Annotated in this window: 24 protein-coding genes and 1 pseudogene; 8 read left to right on the top strand and 17 right to left on the bottom strand. The window is 71.5% G+C overall.

All coding sequences use genetic code 11. The annotated features are described in order from the left end of the window. Nucleotides 1–31 precede the first annotated feature (31 nt). The 5 genes and pseudogenes from C7M71_RS20850 (at nt 32) to C7M71_RS20830 (ending at nt 4844) form a co-directional block, all read left to right on the top strand. Nucleotides 32–967, top strand: a complete 936-nt coding sequence (locus C7M71_RS20850) for a coiled-coil domain-containing protein (RefSeq protein WP_111492800.1) — start codon at nt 32–34, stop codon at nt 965–967. 192 nt (nt 968–1159) lie between these two features. Then, nucleotides 1160–2179: an ABC transporter ATP-binding protein gene (locus C7M71_RS20845; protein WP_111492799.1), complete on the top strand. Its 1020-nt coding sequence runs from the start codon at nt 1160–1162 to the stop codon at nt 2177–2179. A 1-nt stretch (nt 2180) separates the two neighbouring features. Then, nucleotides 2181–2948, top strand: a complete 768-nt coding sequence (locus C7M71_RS20840) for an ABC transporter permease subunit (RefSeq protein ID WP_111492798.1) — start codon at nt 2181–2183, stop codon at nt 2946–2948. Between the two features lie 135 nt (nt 2949–3083). Further along, nucleotides 3084–4040 (top strand): annotated as a pseudogene (locus C7M71_RS20835) (ABC transporter ATP-binding protein); the annotation flags it as partial. A 21-nt stretch (nt 4041–4061) separates the two neighbouring features. Beyond that, nucleotides 4062–4844 carry an ABC transporter permease gene (locus tag C7M71_RS20830; RefSeq protein WP_111492796.1) on the top strand — a complete coding sequence of 261 codons (783 nt, stop codon included), beginning with the start codon at nt 4062–4064 and terminating at the stop codon, nt 4842–4844. Nucleotides 4845–4882: 38 nt separating this feature from the next. On the opposite strand, the gene C7M71_RS20825 is transcribed toward C7M71_RS20830, so the two are convergent. Beyond that, nucleotides 4883–5206: an ATP/GTP-binding protein gene (locus C7M71_RS20825; protein WP_111492795.1), complete on the bottom strand. Its 324-nt coding sequence runs from the start codon at nt 5204–5206 to the stop codon at nt 4883–4885. A gap of 316 nt (nt 5207–5522) precedes the next feature. Here C7M71_RS20825 and C7M71_RS20820 point away from each other — a divergent pair, with 316 nt between their 5' ends. After that, nucleotides 5523–6701: an LLM class flavin-dependent oxidoreductase gene (locus tag C7M71_RS20820; RefSeq protein ID WP_111492801.1), complete on the top strand. Its 1179-nt coding sequence runs from the start codon at nt 5523–5525 to the stop codon at nt 6699–6701. 52 nt (nt 6702–6753) lie between these two features. Here C7M71_RS20820 and C7M71_RS20815 read toward each other — a convergent pair whose 3' ends face one another. After that, nucleotides 6754–7146 (bottom strand): SCO5389 family protein, encoded by a 393-nt coding sequence (locus C7M71_RS20815; RefSeq protein ID WP_111492794.1) that lies wholly within the window; start codon nt 7144–7146, stop codon nt 6754–6756. Nucleotides 7147–7520: 374 nt separating this feature from the next. Between C7M71_RS20815 and nucS the strand changes: the two genes are divergently transcribed. Continuing rightward, nucleotides 7521–8180 (top strand): endonuclease NucS, encoded by a 660-nt coding sequence (nucS, locus tag C7M71_RS20810; protein WP_111492793.1) that lies wholly within the window; start codon nt 7521–7523, stop codon nt 8178–8180. Here nucS and C7M71_RS20805 read toward each other — a convergent pair. From C7M71_RS20805 to C7M71_RS20795, 3 genes are all read right to left on the bottom strand, one after another. Next, entirely contained in the window at nt 8177–10615 is a 2439-nt protein-coding gene (locus C7M71_RS20805) for an ATP-binding protein (protein WP_114914463.1), read from the bottom strand. The genes nucS and C7M71_RS20805 overlap by 4 nt on opposite strands. Before the next feature lie 192 nt (nt 10616–10807). Further along, a complete protein-coding gene (locus tag C7M71_RS20800; protein WP_111490827.1) occupies nt 10808–11227 on the bottom strand; it encodes an STAS domain-containing protein in 420 nt (139 codons plus the stop codon). 260 nt (nt 11228–11487) lie between these two features. Beyond that, complete coding sequence (locus tag C7M71_RS20795) at nt 11488–12345, bottom strand: 3-hydroxyacyl-CoA dehydrogenase family protein (protein ID WP_111490826.1); 858 nt, start codon at nt 12343–12345, stop codon at nt 11488–11490. A gap of 179 nt (nt 12346–12524) precedes the next feature. Here C7M71_RS20795 and C7M71_RS20790 point away from each other — a divergent pair, with 179 nt between their 5' ends. Continuing rightward, nucleotides 12525–12845, top strand: a complete 321-nt coding sequence (locus C7M71_RS20790) for a hypothetical protein (RefSeq protein ID WP_111490825.1) — start codon at nt 12525–12527, stop codon at nt 12843–12845. A gap of 211 nt (nt 12846–13056) precedes the next feature. Here C7M71_RS20790 and C7M71_RS20785 read toward each other — a convergent pair whose 3' ends face one another. From C7M71_RS20785 to C7M71_RS20730, 12 genes are all read right to left on the bottom strand, one after another. After that, complete coding sequence (locus C7M71_RS20785; protein WP_111490824.1) at nt 13057–13629, bottom strand: cob(I)yrinic acid a,c-diamide adenosyltransferase; 573 nt, start codon at nt 13627–13629, stop codon at nt 13057–13059. Between the two features lie 76 nt (nt 13630–13705). Beyond that, entirely contained in the window at nt 13706–14203 is a 498-nt protein-coding gene (locus tag C7M71_RS20780) for a DUF2550 domain-containing protein (RefSeq protein WP_162824319.1), read from the bottom strand. Between the two features lie 163 nt (nt 14204–14366). After that, nucleotides 14367–14744 (bottom strand): F0F1 ATP synthase subunit epsilon, encoded by a 378-nt coding sequence (locus C7M71_RS20775; RefSeq protein ID WP_111490822.1) that lies wholly within the window; start codon nt 14742–14744, stop codon nt 14367–14369. Between the two features lie 201 nt (nt 14745–14945). Then, the gene (gene atpD, locus C7M71_RS20770) at nt 14946–16391 is read right to left on the bottom strand and encodes a F0F1 ATP synthase subunit beta (RefSeq protein ID WP_111490821.1); all 1446 of its coding nucleotides are present in this window, start codon (nt 16389–16391) and stop codon (nt 14946–14948) included. Between the two features lie 5 nt (nt 16392–16396). Continuing rightward, the gene (locus C7M71_RS20765) at nt 16397–17317 is read right to left on the bottom strand and encodes a F0F1 ATP synthase subunit gamma (RefSeq protein WP_111490820.1); all 921 of its coding nucleotides are present in this window, start codon (nt 17315–17317) and stop codon (nt 16397–16399) included. 27 nt (nt 17318–17344) lie between these two features. Continuing rightward, nucleotides 17345–18919 (bottom strand): F0F1 ATP synthase subunit alpha, encoded by a 1575-nt coding sequence (gene atpA / locus C7M71_RS20760; protein ID WP_111490819.1) that lies wholly within the window; start codon nt 18917–18919, stop codon nt 17345–17347. Nucleotides 18920–19063: 144 nt separating this feature from the next. Next, nucleotides 19064–19879: a F0F1 ATP synthase subunit delta gene (locus C7M71_RS20755; protein ID WP_111490818.1), complete on the bottom strand. Its 816-nt coding sequence runs from the start codon at nt 19877–19879 to the stop codon at nt 19064–19066. Next, entirely contained in the window at nt 19876–20427 is a 552-nt protein-coding gene (locus C7M71_RS20750) for a F0F1 ATP synthase subunit B (protein ID WP_111490817.1), read from the bottom strand. The genes C7M71_RS20755 and C7M71_RS20750 overlap by 4 nt, the downstream gene beginning before the upstream one ends. 40 nt (nt 20428–20467) lie before the next feature. After that, complete coding sequence (gene atpE, locus C7M71_RS20745) at nt 20468–20710, bottom strand: ATP synthase F0 subunit C (protein WP_111490816.1); 243 nt, start codon at nt 20708–20710, stop codon at nt 20468–20470. An 81-nt stretch (nt 20711–20791) separates the two neighbouring features. Then, nucleotides 20792–21604 (bottom strand): F0F1 ATP synthase subunit A, encoded by an 813-nt coding sequence (gene atpB / locus C7M71_RS20740; RefSeq protein ID WP_111490815.1) that lies wholly within the window; start codon nt 21602–21604, stop codon nt 20792–20794. A gap of 256 nt (nt 21605–21860) precedes the next feature. Further along, nucleotides 21861–22301, bottom strand: a complete 441-nt coding sequence (locus C7M71_RS20735) for a hypothetical protein (RefSeq protein ID WP_111490814.1) — start codon at nt 22299–22301, stop codon at nt 21861–21863. Nucleotides 22302–22548: 247 nt separating this feature from the next. Further along, complete coding sequence (locus tag C7M71_RS20730; RefSeq protein WP_111490813.1) at nt 22549–23883, bottom strand: MraY family glycosyltransferase; 1335 nt, start codon at nt 23881–23883, stop codon at nt 22549–22551. Nucleotides 23884–23944 lie beyond the last annotated feature (61 nt).

Below are 23944 nucleotides of genomic sequence, written 5' to 3'. Positions count from 1 at the left end.
TCACCGGTCTTACGACAGGAACCCCATCCCCATGAGCGACACTCACTCTCCGCACGGCTTCGACGTCGTGCGCCGCGGGTACGAGCGCGCCCAGGTCGACGAGCGCATCACCAAGCTGGTCAGTGACCGGGACAGTGCCCTCTCCCGTATCTCGGCGCTGGAGAAGCGCATCGAGGAGCTGCACCTCGAGACCCAGAACGCGCAGGCCGCCGTCACCGACGCCGAGCCTTCCTACGCGGGCCTCGGCGCCCGGGTGGAGAAGATCCTGCGGCTGGCCGAGGAAGAGGCCAAGGACCTGCGCGAGGAGGCGCAGCGCGCCGCCGAGCAGCACCGCGAGCTGGCCGAGGCAGCGGCGCAGCAGGTGCGTTCCGAGGCCGAGACCTACGCCAAGGACCGCAAGGCCAAGTCCGAGGACGAGGGCCAGCGCATCGTCGACAAGGCGAACAGCGACGCCGCCCAGCTGCGCGCCGAGGCCACCAAGGACGCGCAGAACAAGCGCGAGGAGGCGGACGCCCTCTTCGAGGAGACCCGCGCCAAGGCCGCGCAGGCCGCCGCCGACTTCGAGACCAACCTGGCCAAGCGCCGCGAGCAGTCCGAGCGTGACCTGGCCGCGCGTCAGGCCAAGGCGGAGAAGCGGCTGGCGGAGATCGAGCACCGGGCGGAGCAGCTGCGCCTGGAGGCCGAGAAGCTGCGTACCGACGCCGAGCGCCGGGCCCGCCAGACGGTGGAGACCGCACAGCGCCAGGCCGAGGACATCGTGGCGGACGCCAACGCCAAGGCCGACCGGGTCCGCAGCGAGTCCGAGCGCGAGCTGGCGGCGCTGACCAACCGCCGCGACTCGATCAACGCGCAGCTGACCAACGTCCGCGAGATGCTGGCCACGCTCACCGGTGCGGCAGTGGCCGCCGCCGGTGGCAGCAGCGACGACGACCTCGGTCGCAGCCTGCCGGCTCAGCAGAGCCGCTGACCGGGGAACCGGTTCCTGCGGGACTTCCCGGCCGCGGCGGGTGCGGCTGGGAAGTCCCGCCTCGCGTGGGTCCGGCGGGGCCGGCTGCGCGGGCGGCAGGATGCCCAGGCATGGTGGTCACCGGAACGGCGTAGCCTGTGGGAGCGCACGATGCGCCAAGGCCCGCCGACGCCCGTCTGGGAGCGAGCACCGATGATCGAGTTGCACGAGCTGACCAAGCGCTACGGGACGAAGCTCGCCGTGGACCGCTTGAGCTTCACCATCCCACCCGGCGTGGTGACCGGTTTCCTGGGCCCGAATGGGGCGGGCAAGTCCACCACCATGCGGATGATCCTGGACCTGGACCGGCCGACCTCCGGCCGGGTCACGATCGACGGCAGGAAGTACGCGCAGTTGCGCGAGCCGGTCAAGTACATAGGCGCGCTGCTGGAGGCCAAGGCCGTCCACCCGGGCCGCAGCGCCCGCAGCCATCTGCTGTGGCTGGCCCAGAGCAACAGCATTCCGGCCCGGCGGGTCGATGAGGTGCTGGCGCTGGTGGGCCTCCAGGAGGTGGCGAACCGGCGGTCCGGCGGTTTCTCGCTGGGCATGGGCCAGCGGCTGGGTATCGCGGCGGCGCTGCTGGGCGACCCGCAGATCCTGATGTTCGACGAGCCGGTGAACGGTCTGGACCCGGAGGGCATCCTCTGGGTCCGCAATCTGATGAAGCGGCTGGCCTCCGAGGGCCGTACGGTCTTTGTCTCCTCCCATCTGATGAGCGAGATGGCGGTCACCGCCGACCATCTGGTGGTGATCGGCCGTGGGCGGCTGCTGGCCGATCTGCCGATGACGGAGTTCATCGACCGGAACTCGCGCTCCACCGTCCGGGTCCGCACTCCGCAGCCGGAGCAGCTGCTGGATGCGCTCTCCGCCGAGGGCATCGTGCCCGAGCCGGCGGCCGACGGCGCCTACGAGGTGGTGGGCGGCGACGCGGCGAGGATCGGCGAGCTGGCGGCGGCGGGCGGCGTGGTGCTGCATGAGCTGAGCCCGCAGCGTGCCTCGCTGGAGGAGGCGTTCATGCGGATGACCGCAGAGTCGGTGGAGTACCACGCGGCCGGTGACGGCGCGGCCGGTGACGGAGCCGCCGCTGACGGGCAGGCGGACGGGCCGATCGCGGCGTGGGGGGCGGGCTGGCAGCAGCCGTCCGGCGGCAAGCGGAAGAAGAAGGAGTCCTGACATGGCGGCACCCGCAGCGGTCCTGCTCTCCGAGTGGACCAAGATCCGTACGGTGCGGTCCACCATCGTCACCCTGGCCGCCGCCTTTGTGGTGACCGTCGGCCTGTCCGCAGTGATCTGCGCCGTCATCAACAGCAACTTCACCGAGGCCACCCGGGACGCCACTACCCCCTTCGACGCCGCCTCCACCAGCTTCGCGGGCATGTTCCTGGGGCAGCTGGCGGTGATCGTCTTCGGTGTGCTGGTGGTCGGCAACGAGTACAGCACCGGCATGATCCGGGCCTCGCTGGCGGCGGTGCCGCGTCGCGGCCAGCTGCTGACCGGGAAGGCATCGGTGGTGCTGGCCCTGGTGCTGGTGGTGGCGCTGCTGACCAGCTTTGTCTCGTTCCTGCTGGGCCAGGCGCTGCTGGGCTCGCACGGCACCACGCTGGGCGCTCCGCATGTGCTGCGGGTGGTGATCGGCGCCGCCCTCTATATGACGCTGATCTGCCTCTTCTCGGTCGGTGTCGCGGCGATGCTGCGCAACCAGACGCTGTCGCTGGGCGTCCTGATGCCGTTCTTCTTCCTGGTGTCGCCGATCCTCTCCAGCGTCCCCAAGGTGAAGACGGTGGCGCGGTACTTCCCCGACCGGGCCGGGTCCGAGGTCACCTCGGTCTATCTGGCGCCGGGCTCCCCGTACGGGCCGTGGACGGGGCTGGGCATCTGCGCGCTCTGGGCGGCTGCGGCGCTGCTGGGCGGCTGGCTGATGCTGAGCCGCCGGGACGCCTAGGGCCGACGGCTCGGCGTGTACGGATCCTGTCACAGCGGGGGCGGTTGAGGCTGCCGGGGCTGCGGGGGAGGGAGCAGACGTGATGGGGTGAGCCCCGTCGGCCCCTCCCCCAGCCCCTTCCTAAGGACTCCCCGCATGATCGAGGCAGACGGCCTCACCAAGCGCTACGGTCCCAAGACCGCCGTGGAGCAGCTCTCCTTCCAGGTGCGCCCCGGCGTCGTCACCGGCTTCCTGGGCCCCAACGGCTCCGGCAAGTCGACCACCATGCGGATGGTCCTCGGCCTGGACGCGCCCACCTCCGGCACGGTCACCATCGGCGGGTACCCCTACCGGGAGCTGCCCAACGCCGCCCGCAAGGTCGGTGCCCTGCTGGACGCCAAGGCCGTGCACGGCGGGCGCAGCGCCCGCAACCACCTGCTGTCGATGGCCCGGTTGGCGGGCCTGCCCCGGCAGCGGGTGGACGAGGTACTGGAGATCGTCGGGCTGTCCGAGGTGGCCGACCGCCGCTCCGGCGGGTTCTCGCTCGGCATGGGGCAGCGGCTGGGCATCGCGACGGCGCTGCTGGGCGACCCGGAGGTGCTGCTCTTCGACGAGCCGGTGAACGGCCTGGACCCGGAGGGCATCCACTGGGTGCGCACCCTGATGCGGCGGCTCGCCTCGGAGGGCCGTACGGTCTTTGTCTCCTCCCATCTGATGAGCGAGATGGCGCTCACCGCCGACCATCTGGTCGTCATCGGCCAGGGGCGGCTGCTGGCCGACATGAGCGTCCGGGAGTTCATCGACCGCCACTCCGCCGGCTTCGTCCGGGTGCGGACCCCCGACGGCGCCGGGGAGCAGCGGGACCGGCTGGCCAAGGTGCTCGCCGACGCCGGTGCCGGGACCGAGGCCGAGCAGGACGGCGCGCTCAAGGTCACCGGGGTGACGCCGGCCCGGATCAGCAACCTGGCGCATGAGCACTCCATCCGGCTGTATGAGCTGTCGCCGCACCAGGCGTCGCTGGAGGAGGCGTATATGCGCCTCACCCAGGGCGCGGTGGAGTACCGGTCGGGGATGCCGTCGGCGGACCCGTATGACATGGCCCCCGGTCGCGGCGGCGAGAGCGAGGGCTGAGCGATGGCGCATCCGTACACCTCCCCGATCCCGGTCCAGCAGGCCCGGCTGAGCCATGCGCTGGCCTCGGAGTGGATCAAGATCCGCAGCGTCCGGTCCACGGTCTGGACGCTGGCGCTGATGACCTGCTTCATCGTGGGCATCGGCGGTCTCGCGGTGCTCTTCGCCAACGGCAGGACCCGCCAGGGCGACGACCTCCTGGGCCTGGGCTTCGGCGGCTTTCTGATCGGCCAGCTCGCGGTCATCGCGCTGGGCGTGCTCACCATCTCCTCCGAGTACGGCACCGGCATGATCCGCACCACGCTGACCGCCTGCCCGCAGCGCGCCCGGATGCTCACCGCCAAGGCCCTGGTCTTCTTCGGCCTGGTCTTCACGCTGGGCACCGTCACGGTCGGGCTCTTCACCCTGTTCGCGCTGGTGGTGCTGGGCGGCCAGGCGGGCAGTCCGCCGCCGGAGCAGATCCTGCGCACCGTGGTCGGCGGCGGCCTCTACCTGGCGGTGATCGGCCTGATGTCGCTGGCGGTGGGCGCGCTGCTGCGGCACAGCGCGGGCGCAATCGCCGCGATGATCGGCTTTGTGCTGCTGCCGATCATCCTGGGCCTCTTCGCCGGGGAGACGCTCGGCCGCTATCTGATCAGGTACTCGCCGGTCTCCATCTCCGCCGCGATCTTCGGCGAGGGGCTGGATCCGCGGACCAGCGGGTGGCAGCTGCTGGGCGTCCTGGCCGTGCTCACCGCCGTGCTGCTGGCGGTGGCGTACCGGGTGGTCTCCCGGCGGGACGTCTGACCGGCGGGACGTCTGACCGGCGCCGCCGGCCACGGCCGTCAGTAGCGCGGCGCCCCGCGCCCGCGCAGCAGGTTGGAGGTGCGGCGCTCCCGGGCGTTCCAGCAGGCCCGGTGCCAGTGCCGCCGGTCCTCGACCCCGGCGCCGTCCATCGGCCAGGCCACCACATGGCCGACGCCCGGCGGGATCTCCTGGTCGCAGCCCGGGCAGCGGTAGTGGCGGCCGGCGGTGCCGGCGACGGTCCGCACCACCCAGTCCTCGCCCCGGTAGACCTCGGTGCGCTGGAGCAGGGAACTCCCGGCGGGGGCGTTCGGCTGGTCGGGCCCGTTGTCGGCCCCTCGGGGGCGGTTGCGGCGCGGCGACACGGCGGTTCCCTTCCTGGCGGCGGCACAAGGGGGTGCGGACCCCTGATCGCGACGGCGCCCTCCCCCGTCCAGGGTAGGGGGTCCGCAGCGGCGGCATAGCACGCATCCCAGGAAGGCGTCAGCCGATCACGCGATTTACACCCGATCTTCTGCCAGATCCCCCGATCGGCGTGCCAATGGCACATGACATGGGTTACTCACGGGGGTGAAGAGGCGGGGCTGCGGACCCCGCACGACCGAGGGAGACCCGATGACCGACACGAGAGCCGCGACCGGCGTCGGCGCTGGGGCCACGGCCGACGCACCGGTCGACGCCATCCACGCCGGGGCCTTCCTGCTCTCCGCGCAGTTCCCCGGGCAGCGGCACGCGGAGGCACTGGAGCGCACGGTGAGCGCGGCGGTGGCCGCCGAGCGCGCCGGGCTGGACAGCGTCTGGCTCGCCGAGCACCACTTCGTGCCGTACGGGGTCTGCCCCGACGCCGCCACGCTGGCCGCGCTGCTGCTCGGCCGCACCCGCCGGATCACGGTCGGCACCGCCGTGAGCGTACTCTCCACGGCGCACCCGGTGGCGCTGGGCGAGCAGGCGGCGCTGCTGCACCTCACCTCGGGCGGGCGCTTCACCCTCGGGGTCGGCCGGGGCGGGCCCTGGGTGGACCTGGCGGTCTTCGGCACCGGGGTCGCCGCCTATGAGACCGGCTTCGCGGAGCGGCTCGACCTGCTGCTGCGCTGGCTGCGCGGCTCCCGGGTCGGCGCGGACGGCCCGGCGTTCGCCTTCCCCGAGGTCCCGGTGGTGCCCCGGGCCACCGAGCCGCCCGTACCCGCCTCCGGCGGGCCGGTCCACGGCGGGCCGGTCCACAGCCCTCGACACCGGCCGGAACCGCACACCCGGCCGGCCTTCCCCCGGCAGCGCTCGGACTCCACCCGCCCGCCCGCCGCCCCCGGCGCTGCCCGGATCACACCCGCCGCCGGCGGACCGCCCGTGGTGGTCGCCTGCACCTCGCGCAGCTCGCTGCGGCTGGCCGCCGAGCGCGGGCTGCCGATGCTGCTGGGCATGCACTCGGGCGACGAGGACAAGCAGGAGATGGTGGCCGCCTACCGGGCCATGGCCCGTGCGGCCGGCCGTACCCCGGAGCAGATCGCGCGCGCCGAGCGCGGCCATGTGGCGGCGGGGGTGGCCCAGGTGGCCGACAGCACGGCGGAGGCGCGTACCACCCTGCTCGCCGCGATGCCGGAGTGGTTCCGGTACGGGCTCGGCGCCCACCGCACGGTGGACGGCCGGGAGCGGCGGATGCGCGACCCCCGCGACTACACCGAGCTGCTTTGCGACCTGCACGCGGTCGGTACTCCGAAGCTCTGCGCCGACCGGATGCTGGCCACCGCCGAGCGCACCGGCGTGCGCCGCTTCGCGCTGCTGGTGGAGGGCTCAGGGGACCGCGCGGCGACCCTGGGGAACGTCACCCGGCTCGGCTCGGACGTCCTACCGCTCCTGCGATGAGGCGATGCGCGGAGCGCCGTCGGGGACGCCTCACCGCAGGGACGGGCCGGGGTCAGCAGTCACGCAGCTCCGGCGACTGGTTGAGCAGCTGCGCCCGCACGGAGGTGAACCGCTCGAACCGGCCCTCGGTCTCCTCGACAGGGGCGAACACCGCAACCCGGTGGCAGTTCTGGAAGGCGAGGCGGACACCGAAGTGCCGCTGGAGGGCGCCCCGGATGGCGTCGCTCGCCAGCGCGCGCAGCAGCTGGCCACGGGCCTGCTCGTCCGGCGGCGGCACCTGGTTGTCGGCGAAGCTGGTGCCGTCCACCTGGAGCTGGGCGACCAGCGAGCTGATCAGGTTCCAGGCGTAGGGCAGGGAGGTACGGACGCAGTCGACGAATTCCCTCTCGTCGACCTCGCCTCGCTCGGCCTTTTCGAGCAGGGCCGGTGAGACGTCGAGCGACATGGGTTCTCCTCTCGCCACCCCCCGGGCCGACCCGGGGAGCGGTGCGGTGTGCGGATGGTGCCGTGCCGTGCTCAGCAGGCGGAGTAACCCTCTCCGGAGACTCTCGCCGAAACCTGGTGCCATGGGAAGGAGATGGCGCGAAATCATATGATGTTTCGTCAGACACCGTCCCCCTCACCTCGGTCGTGACACACCGTAAGCCACCGGGTACGCAACCCACCAGGGATCGACGGTCACATCCGGCCAACCCGCTCGGGCACGAACGGCGGAGGGGTCTCCTCCGGGGTCCGGCGCCGGGCGCCGCCGGAGACTGCCGGGGTCCGCGCTCCCCGCGAATCGCACCGAATGGCCCCGGTGGGCTAGCGTGGTCGACCGTGCGTCTCGTCATTGCCCGCTGCTCCGTCGACTACGCCGGACGGCTCTCCGCCCACCTGCCCACCGCGACCCGGCTGATCCTGGTGAAGGCCGACGGCTCGGTCTCCATCCATGCGGACGACCGCGCCTACAAACCGCTCAACTGGATGTCGCCGCCGTGCAGCCTCAAGGAGGCCGACGGTGTGTGGACGGTCGTCAACAAGGGCGGTGAGAAGCTGATCATCACCCTGGACGAGGTACTCCATGACTCCTCGCACGAGCTGGGCGTCGACCCCGGACTGATCAAGGACGGGGTGGAGGCCCACCTCCAGGAGCTGCTGGCCGACCGCATGGAGGTGCTCGGCGAGGGGTGGACGCTGATCCGCCGCGAGTACCCCACCGCCATCGGCCCGGTGGACATCCTCTGCCGGGACTCCACCGGGGCGACCGTCGCCGTGGAAATCAAGCGGCGCGGCGAGATCGACGGCGTGGAACAGCTCACCCGCTATCTGGAGCTGCTCAACCGCGACCCGCTGCTGGCACCCGTCAAGGGCGTCTTCGCCGCGCAGGAGATCAAGCCGCAGGCCCGGGTGCTCGCCACCGACCGGGGCATCGGCTGCGTGGTGCTGGACTACGACGGGCTGCGCGGCATCGAGGACGACAAGCTGAAGCTGTTCTAACTGCCGGTCGCTTCATCCGTAGGCGGGTCGGAGACCGTGGGCTCCGTCGCAGGCGGATCAGTGGGTGGAGTCGGCTCCGCTGGAGCCGTGGTCTTCGAAGCGGACCCGGACGGCTTCGGGCGGGCCGTCGAATTCTTGCTGCTCTGATGCGGTGTGGGCGTGAGGCTCGGCGGAGCCGGGACGCCCTCCTTGCTCTGTGAAGCCGTGGCCGTGGCCGTGGCAGTGGCCGAGACGGTGGCCGTGGCAGTGGGCGTCGGCTGAGCGGTACCGCTGGGCGGGGGAGAGGTGGTCGCGGCCGTGCCGCTGGGCGAGGTGGACGGCGCGGCGGAGGACGGCGGCAGGGTGACGTTCCCCAGATCCGTCGGGACCACATCGTCCGAGACCTCCGGGACGGTGCTCGACGGCGCCGGGGAGGCCGGATCGCCGTCGGCGGTGGTGAGTCCCACGACCGTACCCAGCCCCGCCAGCAGCACCACGCCCGCGCCGGCGGCCATCAGGTTCCGCCGCCGTGCGGTGCGCGCGTCCCTGGCCACGGCGCCGCTGCGCCGCCAGGGTATCTGGCCCATGGTGCGCGTCGGGAGCTGCTTGGTGGCCGGTCCGCCGAGGGCGGCCGTCGCGTTCTCGGCGCCCGCCAGCAGGCCCAGCATCCGCCGCACCGCGGCGTCGCTGCGGGTGTCGCCGAGGGCCCCGCGCAGCGCGATCGAGGCGTCGAACTCGGTCCGGGCCCGGTTCTCCGCGCCCGTCGCCAGCGCCAGCACCCCGAGCTCATGGTGGAACCACGCCTCGTCGGCGACCGCACCGGCGGCCCGGGCGGACTCCAGTCCCAGCCGGAGGGTCTGCTCCCAGGCCCCCCAGCGCAGCGCCACGGCGAAGGCGGGTGCGGCGGCCCGCGCCAGCAGCACCACCGAGCCGTGCCGTCCGGTGTCCCGGTCCGCGTACATGGCCGCGATCAGCACCTCGGCCTCGGCCGCCACCTGCTCGGGGCTGACCGAGGAGTGACCCACCCACCAGGCGAAGTGCTGCGCCGCCCCATGGGCGATGTCCCCGGTCTGCCACTCCTGGGCGAGCAGCCGGTGGACGCCCTCGCTGAGCCGGTGGTGCTCGCCCGTGGAGACGGCGAGGCCGCAGTCGACCAGTTCGTGCAGCGCGCTCTCGCCCTGGCCGACGTCGATCAGGGCGGGCAGGTGCGGGGCGGTGGGGCACTGGCCGCCGAGGGCGACGGCAAGCCGCAGCACGGCCCGGGCGGGCCCGCCTAGCCCCTCGGCGAGGCGTACGGCGGGGGCGGCGCTCTCGGCTACCGAGGGCAGCGGCACGGACTGCCGCAGGGCCTCCTCGTGGACGGCCGGGTCGTCGTCGGGCTCGTGGTCGTCCCCGGTGGAGATGCCGAAGAGGGACGCCCGCTCCTCCCGGGCGACGGCCAGCGCGTCCGCCGCGACGTCCCGGTGCCGCAGCAGGGCGCCGGCCTGGACGAAGCGCAGCGGCAGCCCCTCGGACTCGAACCAGAGGTCCACCGCCCAGGCCCGCTCGAACTCGTCCAGCGGCCGCCCGGCGAGCCCGGTAAGGAGCTCCAGGCAGGCGTCGCGGGAGAGCCCTTCGAGGGTGGCCTCGGCCAGCCGTGAGTCGGCGGGCGGGGGCGCGGTGTCCGGGGTGGTGGAGATCAGGAAGGCGCATTCGGGTGCGCTGTCGAGAAGTTCCTCCAGGGCGGCGCCGCCGAACTCCACATCGTCCACGACCACGATGGCGCCCACTCCGGCCAGCAGTTGCGCCAGCCGGTCGGGTGCGGGGCGGTAGCCGGAGGCCCGGTGGGTGGCCGTGAAGAGGTCCTGGAGCAGGTCGGCGAGGGTCCGCCGGTAGCCGGTGAGCCGGACGACGCCGTCCGGGGCGAGGCCGGCGCAGGAGTCTGCGACGGCGGCCAGCAGCGCGCTGCGGCCGGAGCCGGACGGCCCGGCGACCCGGATGGAGCGGCCCTGGGAGAGCAGGCCGCGCAGCCGCTCGACCTCGGCCTCGCGCTCCAGCAGGGCGGTGCCGCCGGGGCCGGTGCCCAGCGCCACCGGGCCGGTGGGGGCGGCGGGCCCGGACGGGGTACGGCGGGCGCCGCCGGCCCGGGTGACGGGCCGGGGGTCGGGGAGCCGGTCGGCGGGGCAGGGGCGGGCCTCGGAGCCTTCCGGGAGGCCCAGGGTGACCAGGAAGGTGCCTGCCACGACCTCGCCGGTGCGCAGCCTGGGGCTTTCGCCCTCGGCAGCGGCGGCGGAGGCGAGCACGAGGGCGCCGTCCGGCGGTCGGGGGGCCGGGAGGGCGGGCAGCAGCCGGTCGGGGGTGGACGCGGCGGGCCGCTCGGGCAGCGCGGGGGGTGTGCGAAGGGCCGGAAGTGCGGGCCGGTTGGCGGGGGTGCCGCCGGATTTGCCCGGCAGGGAGTCCCCGGGTGATGGGTTCATCGTCGTCGCTCCGCCCCTGTAGACCGTGACCGGACCGGTCGGCCGCCCGAACCCGGCTCCTGATCCGGGCCTCTCGATGGCGAACCCTAGACCCTCGCCCACTCCTGACCAACCCCGGGCATGGGCACGGCCGTTCGATGGCCTTCCCGGAGCGGTGCGCGCGGCGGCCGAAGGCCCGGCGGCGGCGGGGAGTCAGGCGCCGGCGGTGGCACCGGCGGTGGCCGGGGCGGGGTGGTGGGCGGGGCTGCCTGCGGCGGGGAGGCCGGCGGCGGCAGGCAGGGTGGCGGCGGGAAGGGTGGCGCCGCCGGGGTCGCGTACGGCTCCCTCGATGGCCAGGATGCGGTGCAGCCGGGTGGCGACCAGCAGCCGCTGCAACTGCCCGGGGACGGCCCGCAGCACCAGCCGCCGTCCGAGCCGGCCGGCCCGGCGGTGGGTGCCCATGATCACGCCGAGACCGGTGGCGTCCCAGGAGTCCAGCCGGGCGAGGTCCAGGACCAGATCGCCTCCGCCGCCGTCCACCGCTTCATGCAGCACGGCCCGGGCATCCGCGGCGGTGCGCACGTCGAGACGCCCTTCGACAGCCAGCTGGGCGTGGTCGCCCGTGATGCGCATGCCCCTTCTCCTCCGCAGGTGCCCGTTCCGGTACTTCTCTCATCTGACGCAGGACCAGGTGTGCAGGTTGCTGGTCCTGACCACATCTGAAACGAATTCACTCGTCCGGGGGAATACGGGCGGTTCCCTCTCCGGCCCTCGCTCGATTACAGCCCATCCGGCGCCGGAATAACCCTGTCTTGCCGCAGAGGTGAGCAAGTTCACCCCGGGGTGCGCGACGGCGGGCGCCCGGTGTGCCACGGGGCGCCCGCCGTCCTGGCTCACTTCTCTTCGTACGGGTAGAAACCGCGCCCGCTCTTGCGGCCGAGGTCGCCTGCGGTCACCATTCGGGCCATGATCTCCGGCGGCGAGAATTTCTCGTCCTGGGTCTCGGTGTAGATGTTCCGGGCGGCGTTCAGCAGGATGTCGACGCCGGTGAGGTCGGCGGTGGCCAGCGGGCCCATGGCGTGGCCGAAGCCGAGCCGGCAGGCGACGTCGATGTCCTCGGCGGAGGCCACCCCGGACTCATAGAGCTTGACCGCCTCCACCACCAGGGCGGTGATCAGCCGGGTGGTCACAAAGCCGGCCACATCGCGGTTGACCACCACCACCGTCTTGCCGACACCCTCGGCGAAGGCGCGGGCGGCGGCCAGGGTCTCGTCGCTGGTCTTGTAGCCGCGCACCAGCTCACAGAGCTGCATCATCGGCACCGGCGAGAAGAAGTGGGTGCCGACCACGCTCTCCGGCCGCTCGGTGACGGCGGCGATGCGGGTGATCGGGATGGCGGAGGTGTTGGTGGCCAGGACCGCGCCGTCACCGGCGATGCGGTCGAGATCGCGGAAGACCTCCTGCTTGACCTCCAGCTTCTCGAAGACGGCCTCGACGATCAGGTCGGCGTCGGCGGCGGCCTCCAGGTCGGTGGTGGTGGTGATCCGGCCCAGGGCCGCCTCTGCCTCCTCGGCGGAGAGCTTCCCCTTGGCGACGAACCGGTCATAGGAGGCCCGGATGCCGCCCAGTCCGCGCCGCAGCGCCTCCTCGGTGACGTCCCGCAGCACGACCTCGTACCCGGCCTGAGCCGACACCTGGGCGATGCCCGATCCCATCAGACCGGCTCCGACGACGGCGATCCTCTTGCTCACGCTGCTCCTCCCAAGGCCCTGCGGCCGTCCGGCCGGGGCAGGGGTCACCGCCCGAGCCGCGCCGCTTCGGTCCGGACTCTAACGCCGGGTACGGCGCTGTGGTGAGAATGGAAGGTGTGATCTCCGTCCGGTTCCCCCCGCCGGGCGGACGGCCGCCGGGTACGGGAGGTGGGGCGTCCATGAACAGGCTCGACCCCTTGCTCGGGCTGCTGGTGTCGATGGCCGTGGTGGGGTTTCTGGTACTGCTGCTGCGCTGGACGTTCAGCGGCGGCAAGTCGCTGGTGTCGCGGGCCCCGCGCTCGGGTGCGCCGGGCGAGTACGGGCTGCTGGTCAGCGTGGCCGCGCCGCGCGACGCGGAGGAGGCGCTGCGGCTGACCCGGCTGCTGGACGAGGCGGGCATCCGCAACACGGTGGTGCACACCACCCAGGGCGCCCGGGTGATGGTCTGGCCCGATGACGCGGCGCGGGCCCGGGGCATGCTGGCCGGGCCCAACGGCTAGCCGGCGTGCAAAGGCCCTCAGCGGTTCTCCCCCGGCACCCACAGCACGTCGCCACGCTCCTTGTTGGCGACCCGGGCCACCCCGACCCCCACTCCCCCGGCCACGCCACAACCCTCAGCGGTTCTCCCCCGGCACCCAGAGCACGTCGCCGCGCTCCTTGTCGGCGACCCGGGCCACCCCGACCCCCACTCCCCCGGCCACGCCGCAACCCTCAGCGGTTCTCCCCCGGCACCCAGAGCACGTCGCCGCGCTCCTTGTTGGCGACCCGGGCCAGGATGAAGAGCAGGTCGGAGAGGCGGTTGAGGTACTTGGCCGTCAGCGGGTTGACGGTGTCGCCGTGGACCTCGATGGCGGCCCAGGTGGCGCGCTCGGCCCGGCGGACGACGGTGCAGGCCAGGTGGAGGTAGGCGGCGCCGGGGGTGCCGCCGGGCAGGATGAAGCTGCGAAGCTTCTCCAGCTGCTCCAGGTAGGTGTCGCAGTCCTCCTCCAGCCGGTCGATATAGGTCTGGAGAACCCGCAGCGGCGGGTACTTGGGGTCCTCCACGACCGGCGTGGCCAGATCCGCGCCCACGTCGAAGAGGTCGTTCTGGACCCGGGTGAGGACGGCGGAGACGTCGTCGGGGAGCGAGCCCGCCGCCAGGGCCACGCCGATCGCGGCGTTGGCCTCGTTGGCGTCGGCGTAGGCCACCAGCCGGGGGTCGGTCTTGGTGGTGCGGCTCATGTCGCCGAGTGCCGTGGTGCCGTCGTCGCCGGTACGGGTGTAGATCCGGGTGAGGTTGACCATGGCCGCAGCCTACCCACGCCCCCACGGCGCAGAAAGCAGGCCGCACCCGGGGCCACACCCGGGCCCGGGCGGGCGGTCAGGCGACGTTGACCCGCTGACCGGGCGGGGCGGCCTCCAGCCAGGCCAGGAAGCCGGTCAGGGCGTCCTCGCTCATGGCCAGCTCCAGCGGGGCGGTCCGGTGCAGGCACCGCAGCACCACGGAGCCGGAGAGCAGGGCCAGTTCCTCCTGCCCGGCGGGGTAGCGGCGGCCCAGGACCTCGATGTCGGAGCGGAGCAGTACCCGGCGGGGTCGCGGCGCATAGGAGAAGACCCGGAACCACTCGATGGCGTCGCCGCTGTAGCGGGCGATACCGAAAACCCACCCCTTGCCATCGGCCGGGTGGGCCGGGGCCGGGGCGGGCTCGTCGTCGGTGGGAGGCGGCGCGACGGCCGCAGGGGCCGGCATTTTGAGTCGCAGGCTGCAGTCGAACGTGCCGCCGACCCGCTGGATCAGCCGCCGCCGCAGCGCGAAGACCACCAGGCCCGCCACACCTACCGCGACGACCACCGCACACACCACAAGGGCGAGGACCATGCCCACCGACCTCCTCGCCTAGCGCTTCCCCAGGGTGCCGCCGGTGCAAAGGTCCTGCGCACCCGCTACCCGTATCAACCGATGCGACGGTCCCGGGGTCACTGTCGAAGCGCCCCCGGGACCGCCGGTCAAGCTCTGTTTCTCGTCATGTACCGTCGCGGCCTCAGGCGGCCTTGCGGGACGCGGCCACCAGCCGGACCTCCGCGCGGCGCTCGGCGTGGTCGTCGATCTCGGTCCGGGCGCGGTCCAGCGCGCGCTCGGCACGGGCGACATCGATCTCGTCCGCCAGCTCGGCGATCTCGGCCAGCAGCGACAGCTTGTTGTCCGCGAACGAGATGAAGCCGCCGTGCACGGCGGCGACGATGGTGCCGCCGTCCGCCTGGCGGATGGTGACCGGGCCGGACTCCAGCACGCTCAGCACCGGGGTGTGGCCCGGCTGGATGCCGATGTCACCGGACGCGGTCCGGGCGACGACGATGGTGGCCGCACCGGACCACACCTTGCGGTCGGCCGCGACCAGCTCGACGTGCAGCTCAGCCAACGTTGGCTCCTCGGATCGTGGGATCGCCCGGTGGACGGGTGGTCCCGGTAAGAATAACGGCCCCTCCCTCCCCGGCTGAAACCGGAGGGGTGGGGATGGCCGGAACCCGGCCTGCTGCGGCGGTGGTGCGCGGAGAGGGGCGGTCCCCGGTCCCCCAGGGCCCGCCCCTCTCCACTGCCACTGCCTAGACCTGCCGGCTGCCTACTTCTTCAGCAGCTCGGCGGCGTTGCGCTCCAGGTCGTCGATGCCGCCGCACATGAAGAACGCCTGCTCCGGGACGTGGTCGTACTTGCCGTCCGCAATCGCGTTGAAGGCCTCGATGGACTCCGACAGCGGCACGGTCGAACCGTCGACACCGGTGAACTGCTTCGCCACGTAGGTGTTCTGCGAGAGGAAGCGCTCGATCCGGCGGGCACGCTGGACGGTGAGCTTGTCCTCCTCGCCCAGCTCGTCCATGCCGAGGATGGCGATGATGTCCTGGAGGTCCTTGTACTTCTGCAGGATGCCCTTGACCCGCAGCGCGGTGTCGTAGTGGTCCTGCGCGATGTAACGCGGGTCCAGGATGCGGGACGTGGAGTCCAGCGGGTCCACCGCGGGGTAGATGCCCTTCTCCGAGATCGGACGGGAGAGCACCGTCGTCGCGTCGAGGTGGGCGAAGGTGGTGGCCGGGGCCGGGTCGGTCAGGTCGTCCGCGGGGACGTAGATCGCCTGCATGGAGGTGATCGAGTGACCGCGGGTCGAGGTGATGCGCTCCTGGAGGAGGCCCATCTCGTCGGCCAGGTTCGGCTGGTAGCCCACGGCGGAGGGCATACGGCCGAGCAGGGTCGACACCTCGGAACCGGCCTGGGTGAACCGGAAGATGTTGTCGATGAAGAGCAGCACGTCCTGCTGCTGCACATCACGGAAGTACTCGGCCATGGTGAGCGCCGAGAGCGCGACGCGCAGCCGGGTGCCCGGCGGCTCGTCCATCTGGCCGAAGACCAGGGCGGTCTTGTCCAGAACGCCCGAGTCCACCATCTCGTGGATGAGGTCGTTGCCCTCACGGGTGCGCTCGCCCACACCGGCGAAGACCGACACACCACCGAAGTTCTCGGCGACGCGGTAGATCATCTCCTGGATGAGCACGGTCTTGCCGACGCCGGCGCCGCCGAACAGGCCGATCTTGCCACCCGTGACATACGGGGTGAGCAGGTCGATGACCTTGATGCCGGTCTCGAACATCTCGGTCTTGGACTCGAGCTGGTCGAAGTTGGGCGCCTTGCGGTGGATCGGCCAGCGGGTCTCGACCTGGGCGTTGAACTCCGCGGCGTCGGTGTTGAGCACCTCGCCGAGGGCGTTGAAGACCTTGCCCTTGGTGATGTCGCCGACCGGCACCGAGATCGCCGCGCCGGTGTCGGTGACCCCGGCGCCACGGACCAGGCCGTCGGTGGGCTGCATCGAGATGGTGCGGACCACACCGTCGCCCAGGTGCTGGGCGACCTCAAGGGTCAGCGTCTTCTTGCCGGTGCCGTCGGGCGAGTCCACCTCGACGTGCAGGGCGTTGAACATCTCCGGCATCGCGTCGACGGGGAACTCCACGTCGACGACCGGGCCGATGACCCGCGCGACGCGGCCCGTCGCCGTGGCCGTCTCAACAGTGGCAGTCATAGTTGTCAGTCACTCCCCGCGCTAGCGTCGGCCAGGGCGTTCGCGCCACCGACGATCTCGCTGATTTCCTGGGTGATCTCGGCCTGGCGGGCCGAGTTGGCAAGCCGCGTGAGCGACTTGATGAGCTCCTCGGCGTTGTCCGTCGCCGACTTCATCGCACGCCGCCGGGCGGCGTGCTCCGAAGCTGCCGACTGGAGCAGCGCGTTGTAGATCCGGCTCTCGACGTACCTCGGCAGCAGCGCGTCCAGCACGCCCTCCGCCGACGGCTCGAAGTCGTACAGCGGGAAGATCTCCGCCTTGGCGGGACCCTCGTCGCCGTTCGCCACCTCGTCGAGGTGCAGCGGCAGCAGCCGGGCGTCCACCGCGTTCTGCGTCAGCATGGAGACGAACTCGGTCGAGACGATGTGGAGCTCATCCACGCCGCCGTCCGCCGTGTCGGCCACAAACGCCTTGATCAGGGTGCTCGCGACCGTCTTGGCGTCCGCGTACGTCGGCTTGTCGGAGAAGCCGGTCCACGACTCCGCGACCGAGCGGTTGCGGAAGTTGTAGAACCCGACGCCCTTGCGGCCGACGATGTACGTCACCACCTCCTTGCCCTGCGCTTCGAGCCGCTCGGTGAGCTGCATCGCCCGCTTGATGGCGTTGGAGGAGTAGCCGCCGGCCAGGCCCCGGTCCGCCGTGACCAGGAGCACCGCGGCGCGCGTGGCGGCGGGGTTCTCCGTGGTCAGCGGGTGCTGGGCGTTGGACCGGGTCGCGACCGCGGTCACCGCGCGGGTGAGTTCACTCGCGTACGGGGTGGAGGCGGCCACCGCGCGCTGCGCCTTGACGATGCGCGACGCGGAGATCATCTCCATCGCCCTGGTGATCTTCTTGGTCGCGGAGACGGAGCGGATCCGGCGCTTGTAGACCCGAAGCTGGGCTCCCATGGGTCGTTACGTCCTTTCCGTCCGGCTTCAGGCCGACTCGCCGAGCAGCTTGCCCTCGGAGGTCTCGAAGCCCTGCTTGAAGGAAGCGATCGCGGCGGTCAGCGCGTCGATGGTGCCGTCCTCCAGCTTGCCGGTCTCGACGATGCCGGAGAGGAGCGCCTTGTGCTCCACCCGCAGGTTGTCGAGGAACTCGCGCTCGAAGCGGCGGATGTCGGCGACCGGGACGTCGTCCAGCTTGCCGGTGGTACCGGCCCAGATGGAGACGACCTGCTCCTCGACCGGGAACGGTGCGTACTGGCCCTGCTTCAGCAGCTCGACCATGCGGGCACCGCGCTCCAGCTGCGCCTTGGAGGCCGCGTCCAGGTCGGAGCCGAAGGCGGCGAACGCCTCCAGCTCGCGGAACTGGGCGAGGTCCAGCCGCAGGCGGCCGGCGACCGACTTCATGGCCTTGATCTGGGCGGAGCCGCCGACGCGGGAGACCGAGATACCGACGTTCACGGCCGGGCGGATGCCGGCGTTGAACAGGTCGGACTCCAGGAAGCACTGGCCGTCGGTGATGGAGATGACGTTGGTCGGGATGTACGCCGAGACGTCGTTGGCCTTGGTCTCGATGATCGGCAGGCCGGTCATCGAGCCGGCACCCAGCTCGTCGGAGAGCTTGGCGCAGCGCTCCAGCAGGCGGGAGTGCAGGTAGAAGACGTCACCGGGGTAGGCCTCGCGGCCCGGCGGGCGGCGCAGCAGCAGGGAGACGGAGCGGTAGGCCTCGGCCTGCTTCGACAGGTCGTCGAAGATGATCAGGACGTGCTTGCCGTCGTACATCCACTCCTGGCCGATGGCGGAGCCGGTGTAGGGGGCCAGGTACTTGAAGCCCGCCGGGTCCGACGCCGGGGCGGCGACGATGGTGGTGTACTCCAGCGCGCCGGCCTCCTCCAGGGCACCGCGCACGGACGCGATGGTGGAGCCCTTCTGGCCGATGGCGACGTAGATGCAGCGGACCTGCTTCTTGGGGTCGCCGGAGCGCCAGTTGTCGCGCTGGTTGATGATCGTGTCGATCGCCACCGCGGTCTTGCCGGTCTGGCGGTCGCCGATGATCAGCTGGCGCTGGCCGCGGCCGATCGGGGTCATCGCGTCGATGGCCTTGATGCCGGTCTGCAGCGGCTCGTGGACCGACTTGCGGACCATCACGCCGGGAGCCTGGAGCTCCAGGGCGCGGCGGCCGGTGGACTCGATCGCGCCGAGGCCGTCGATCGGGTTGCCCAGCGGGTCGACCACGCGGCCGAGGTAGCCCTCGCCGACCGGCACGGACAGCACCTCGCCGGTGCGGCGGACCGTCTGGCCCTCCTCGATACCGCTGAAGTCGCCGAGGACGACGACGCCGATCTCGCGCTCCTCAAGGTTCAGCGCGAGGCCGAGGGTGCCGTCCTCGAACTTCAGCAGCTCGTTGGCCATGGCCGAGGGGAGGCCCTGGACCTTGGCGATGCCGTCCATCGCCTCGCTGACCGTGCCGACCTCTTCACGCGAGGCGGCGTCCGGCTGGTACGACTGGACGAAGTTCGCCAGCGCGTCCCGGATCTCCTCCGGCCGGATAGTGAGCTCCGCCATCTGGGTTCCCTGTTCTCCTAGGTTGCGATCCTCGGCCCGCCCTTGGAGGGCCGCAAGTATTCGATCCTCGGCCGGATGTCGAAACGACCGACCGTACGTTGTCCCCGACCGAGGGTCGGATGCTGCTCCGGGCCCGGGGGGCGGTCAGCCCTCCAGGCCCTGCCGGGCGCCTTCCAGGCGGCTGGCGACGGTGCCGTCGATGATCTCGTCGCCGATCTGCACCTTGACACCGCCGAGGACCTCGGGGTCGATGTCGATGTTGAGGTGCACCTGGCGGCCGTAGATCCTGCCCAGGGCTCCGGCGAGCCGCTCACGCTGCCCGTCGGACATCGGCACGGCGGTGGTCACCAGGGCCACCACGCGGCCGCGCCGGGAGGCGGCGAGCTTGGAGTACGACTCCAGGCCCTGCTCCAGGCTACGTCCACGCGGGTGGGAGACCAGAGAGACGACCAGCCGCACGGTGGCCGGGTTGGCACGACCGCCGAGGAGCGAGCGCACCAGGTCCGCCTTGGCGGCGGGGCCGGCCTTGGGCTCGGACAGCGCGGCGCGCAGCTCGGGGGAGCCGGCGACGACGCGGCCGAACCGGAACAGCTCGTCCTCGACGTCGTCCAGGGCACCGGCCCGGTCCGCCGCGATGACCTCGGCGTACGCCGACAGCTGCTCGGTGGCGTCCACCAGGTCGCGCGGGCTGGACCAGCGGGACCGGACCAGGCCGGAGACCAGGTCCACCGTCTCGCCGGAGACCTGGCCGGTCAGCAGCGAGCCGACCAGCTGGGCCTTGTCCTGCCCGGACCGCGCCGGGTCGGTGAGGACCCGGCGCAGCGACACCTCACGGTCGAGCAGGGTGGTGACGGCCGAGAGCTCCTCGCCGAGCCTGACGACATCCACCGAGGTGGAGTCGGTCAGGCTTTCGAGGTTCTCCCGGGCGGCGGCGAGCGCCTCGCGGCTGGCGCCGATCACTGGGACGCACCTTCCGAGACGGCGGCCTTGGTCTCAAGGTCGTCCAGGAAGCGGTCGATGATCCCGCTCTGCCGGGCGTGGTCCTGAAGGGACTCGCCGACGATGCGGGAGGCCAGCTCGGTGGCGAGCGCGCCCACGTCGTGCCGGAGCACGGCGGTGGCCTGCTTGCGGTCGGCCTCGATCTGGGCGTGGCCGGCGGTGACGATGGCGTCCCGCTGGCGCTGGCCCTCCTCGCGCATCTCGGTGATCAGCGCGGCGCCCTGCTCACGGGCGTGCTCGGTGATCCGGGCCGCCTCGTGGCGTGCCTCGGCGAGCTCGGCGCGGTACTGCTCCAGGGTGCGCTGGGCCTCGGCCTGCGCCTCCTCGGCCCGTTCGAGCCCGCCCTCGATCGCGTCCCGGCGCTCCGCCAACACCTTCTCGATGCTGGGGAGGAGCTTCTTGCCGAGCAGTCCGAAGACGATGAAGAAGCAGATCAGGCCGATGATGAGCTCCGGCCACGCGGGAAGGAGAGGGTTCTCCGCCTCCGCGGCTTCAGCCAGGAAGTTCATATCTGGACCTTTCGTCTGAAGGGGGCTGCCGGGCGCCTGGTTACTTGGGGCCCTGGCCGAAGACGAACGGCATGACGATGCCGATCAGGGCCAGCGCCTCGGTGAGCGCGAAGCCGATGAACATGTTGGTGCGGATGAGGCCGGCGGCCTCGGGCTGACGGGCCATCGCCTGGACGCCGTTGCCGAAGATCAGACCAACGCCGATGCCGGGGCCGATGGCCGCGAGACCGTAACCGATGGAGGCGACGGAGCCGTAGACGCCAACGGCGGCGAGCATGCTCATTTCAACTGTCCTTTGCGGATAGCGAGCCGGTGGTGGTTGGCCACCGGACGACTGCGGGGGTGGGAAGGAAGGTCTGGGGTCTCAGTGCGCTTCTTCGAGCGCGCCCGAGATGTAGCTGCTGGCCAGCATCACGAAGATGTACGCCTGGAGGAACTGGATCAGGAGCTCGAACGCGGTCAGACCGAGGGTGACCACGAAAGAGGCACCGGCGTAGAGCGCGCCGATGCTCGGGGTGAGCAGGTACCAGGACGCGACCGAGAACATCACGATCAGCAGGTGGCCCGCGAACATGTTGGCGAAGAGCCGGACCGCCAGCGTGAAGGGCCGCACAAAGATGTTCGAGAAGAACTCGATCGGGACCAGCAGGAACATGACCCAGCCGGGGATGCCCGACGGCCAGCAGAGGTTCTTCAGTCCGCCGACGAAGCCGTGCTTCTTGAAGGTCAGCGTCATATAGGTGATCCAGACCACGGCGGCGAGACCGGCCGGGAAGGCGATCTTCGACGTCACCGGGAACTGGGCGAACGGGATGATCGACATCACGTTCATGATCCAGACGAAGAAGAAGAGCGACACCATCATCGGGACATACTTCTGCCCCTTCTTGCCGATGGAGTCCAGCACGATGGACCGCTTGACGAAGTCATAGCCGATCTCGCCCACCAGCTGGAGCTTGCCCGGGACCAGCTTCGGCCTGGCGAAGGCGGCCCAGAAGAAGCCGATCACCGCGAGCATGGCGATGACCGACAGCAGCATCGGCTTGATGACCTCGACGCCGCCCACCGTGAAGAGCGGCTCGAAGTTGAAGGTGTGAAGGCCGGGGGCCGGGAAGCCGCAACCAGAGTTCAGGTGGCAGTCGGCCTCAGAGGCGAGCTGCGTGAGTGCACTACTCACCACGGACTCCTTCGTCGTGACGCATGGAAACGGCAACCTCGGTGTGTCGGCGTGACCTGCGGCCACGGGGCGGCACTGGGACTGGATGGTGATTTCGCGGGGTCGAGCGAGAGCCCGGAATGGGGCTCGGGGGGCGATCCGTCCGCTGAGCGGAGGGACCTGGCCGCATCCCGCACCCGGTGTCGTTCCGGACGATAGCAGCCCGACAGGGAGGCATGAACACCGCCCCCCTCCCTCGGGAGAGGGACGTCAGGGGTCATGACCGGCGTTCCGGCTCGGGCTCTCGGGAACGTTCGGAAGGCGCGTCCGGGACCACGTAGAGCAGCTTGGCCTTGAGGGCGCCGCGCACCTGGCCGGCGGTCCAGATGAGCGCGCAGCCGAGCAGGGTGAAGGCGAAGACCCGGGTCTCGAAGAGGGTCGTGCCCTTGAAGACCGCCAGCACGATCCCGACCAGCAGGATCTGCGTGGTGTAGACCATCAGGCCGGCCGCCATGAAGAGCTGCGGGTTGTTCCGCGTCAGGCGGTCCAGGGTGATCTGGCCGAAGCTGAAGAAGGCGACCACCAGCAGCACGGCGAAGAGCGCGCCCAGCAGACCCTTGGTCCCCACGACGGCGGTCGCAATCGCAACAGCGATGGCTCCGGCGACCGCAGTGGGGATTGCGGCGCCGCGGAGGATCCGGGCGTCGGGGGACGGCATGTCGGCAGCTCCGGCGGCATGTCTGACGTACGGGGGGACGGGCTGTGCTGAAGGCATGATCCAAGACCGGGGGGAAGGTGCCACTCGGTGCCGAAATGCCCCAACATGGACTTTCGGCGTGCTCCCGGTACTCGTGAACGGTATCACAAACTATTTGATGCGAGCTTTACCATGTTGGTGTGCTACCTGTCACACCGGTGGCGCAGCGGTGCCGCCGATCGGTTGACCCCGTACGGGCCAACCGCGCTCACCCGTCCGTGCCACCCCGGGTGCCGGACCGGTGGCCCGCCGCGCTCGCCCCGGAACCCAGCCGCTGGAGCAGGTCCTCGTCCTCCGGCGACAGCCGGCCGACCCCGCCGACCGGGCCCTCGGCCGCACCCTCGGCGACACCCTCGGCGGCGCCCTCGCCGTCGTCGCTGTCCCGGTAGCGCGGCGGGACCAGCGGCTGGAGCGCCTTCGGCGTCCTCGGCCGGAAGCGCGGCAGCAGCAGCACCACGATGCCCAGCAGGCAGAGCCCGGCGCCGATCAGCACCACCACCCGGCCGATGTCGGTCACCGAGAAGGCCACCGTGGAGAAGGCGAAGAGCGCCGCCCAGAAGTACATGATCAGCACGGCCCGGCTGTGCGAGTGGCCGATCTCCAGCAGCCGGTGGTGCAGGTGCTGCTTGTCCGCCGCGAAGGGCGACTTGCCCGCCCAGGTGCGCCGCACCACGGCCAGCAGCAGGTCGGCCAGCGGCAGCGCGATCACGGTCAGCGGCAGCAGCAGCGGGATGTAGATCGGCACCAGGGTGTGCACGGCCTCACGCTGCGAACCGGTCTGCTCGATGATCAGGTCGGGGTTGACCCGGCCGGTGATCGAGATGGCCGCCACCGCGAGCATCAGGCCCAGCAGCATCGAGCCGGAGTCGCCCATGAAGATCCGCGCCGGGTGCAGATTGTGCGGCAGGAACCCCAGGCACATCCCGATCAGCACCGCGGTGAAGAGCGTCGCCGGAGCCGCGTCCTCGATGCTGTAGCCGAACAGCAGCCGGTACGAGTACAGGAAGAAGGCCATCGCGGCGATGCAGACCATGCCGGCGGCCAGGCCGTCCAGGCCGTCGATGAAGTTCACCGCGTTGACCATGATGACGACCAGCAGCACCGAGATCAGGGTGCCCTGCATCGGCGTCACCGAGACCGATCCGACGCCGGGCACCGGGATGGAGATCACGGTGAGTCCCTGCCAGACCATCACGCCCGCGGCGACCATCTGGCCGCCCATCTTGACCAGCGCGTCCACGCCCCACTTGTCGTCGAGCACGCCCAGCACCCACATGATGCCGGCGCCCGAGAGCAGCGCCTTGACGTCGCTCCCGTTGTCGAAGACGGTCGTCAGATGGGTGAGGTGGGAGGCCATCAGCAGCCCGGCGCAGAGCCCGCCGAACAGGGCGATGCCGCCCAGCCGGGGCGTGGGCTCGCGGTGCACGTCACGGGCGCGCACCGGCGGCATCGCGCCCGCCACGATGGCGAACTTCCGGACCGGCGCGGTCAGCAGGTAGGTGACCGCTGCGGTGGTGAACAGCGTCAGCAGGTACTCACGCACCGGGGCCCTCCAACCTCGCGTCGACGGCGGCTCCACTCTCCCGGACCGCTGAACGGACGGC

The organism is Peterkaempfera bronchialis (genome assembly GCF_003258605.2).
GTDB lineage: Bacteria > Actinomycetota > Actinomycetes > Streptomycetales > Streptomycetaceae > Peterkaempfera > Peterkaempfera bronchialis.
The sequence above is the reverse complement of the archived record's forward strand: the minus strand, read 5'-3'. Positions and strand labels throughout refer to the sequence as shown.

Excerpts from the sequence above, each read along its gene's own strand:
- C7M71_RS20735 (WP_111490814.1), bottom strand. The coding sequence starts at position 22,301 with ATGCCGTCCCCCGACGCCCGGATCCTCCGCGGCGCCGCAATCCCCACT.
- C7M71_RS20780 (WP_162824319.1), bottom strand. The coding sequence starts at position 14,203 with ATGGTCCTCGCCCTTGTGGTGTGTGCGGTGGTCGTCGCGGTAGGTGTG.
- C7M71_RS20765 (WP_111490820.1), bottom strand. The coding sequence starts at position 17,317 with ATGGGAGCCCAGCTTCGGGTCTACAAGCGCCGGATCCGCTCCGTCTCC.
- C7M71_RS20805 (WP_114914463.1), bottom strand. The coding sequence starts at position 10,615 with ATGAACCCATCACCCGGGGACTCCCTGCCGGGCAAATCCGGCGGCACC.
- C7M71_RS20815 (WP_111492794.1), bottom strand. The coding sequence starts at position 7,146 with ATGTCGCTCGACGTCTCACCGGCCCTGCTCGAAAAGGCCGAGCGAGGC.
- C7M71_RS20840 (WP_111492798.1), top strand. The coding sequence starts at position 2,181 with ATGGCGGCACCCGCAGCGGTCCTGCTCTCCGAGTGGACCAAGATCCGT.
- C7M71_RS20790 (WP_111490825.1), top strand. The coding sequence starts at position 12,525 with ATGAACAGGCTCGACCCCTTGCTCGGGCTGCTGGTGTCGATGGCCGTG.
- C7M71_RS20845 (WP_111492799.1), top strand. The coding sequence starts at position 1,160 with ATGATCGAGTTGCACGAGCTGACCAAGCGCTACGGGACGAAGCTCGCC.
- C7M71_RS20850 (WP_111492800.1), top strand. The coding sequence starts at position 32 with ATGAGCGACACTCACTCTCCGCACGGCTTCGACGTCGTGCGCCGCGGG.
- C7M71_RS20785 (WP_111490824.1), bottom strand. The coding sequence starts at position 13,629 with ATGGTCAACCTCACCCGGATCTACACCCGTACCGGCGACGACGGCACC.
- atpE (WP_111490816.1), bottom strand. The coding sequence starts at position 20,710 with ATGAGCATGCTCGCCGCCGTTGGCGTCTACGGCTCCGTCGCCTCCATC.
- atpD (WP_111490821.1), bottom strand. The coding sequence starts at position 16,391 with ATGACTGCCACTGTTGAGACGGCCACGGCGACGGGCCGCGTCGCGCGG.
- C7M71_RS20750 (WP_111490817.1), bottom strand. The coding sequence starts at position 20,427 with ATGAACTTCCTGGCTGAAGCCGCGGAGGCGGAGAACCCTCTCCTTCCC.
- C7M71_RS20830 (WP_111492796.1), top strand. The coding sequence starts at position 4,062 with ATGGCGCATCCGTACACCTCCCCGATCCCGGTCCAGCAGGCCCGGCTG.
- atpA (WP_111490819.1), bottom strand. The coding sequence starts at position 18,919 with ATGGCGGAGCTCACTATCCGGCCGGAGGAGATCCGGGACGCGCTGGCG.
- C7M71_RS20800 (WP_111490827.1), bottom strand. The coding sequence starts at position 11,227 with ATGCGCATCACGGGCGACCACGCCCAGCTGGCTGTCGAAGGGCGTCTC.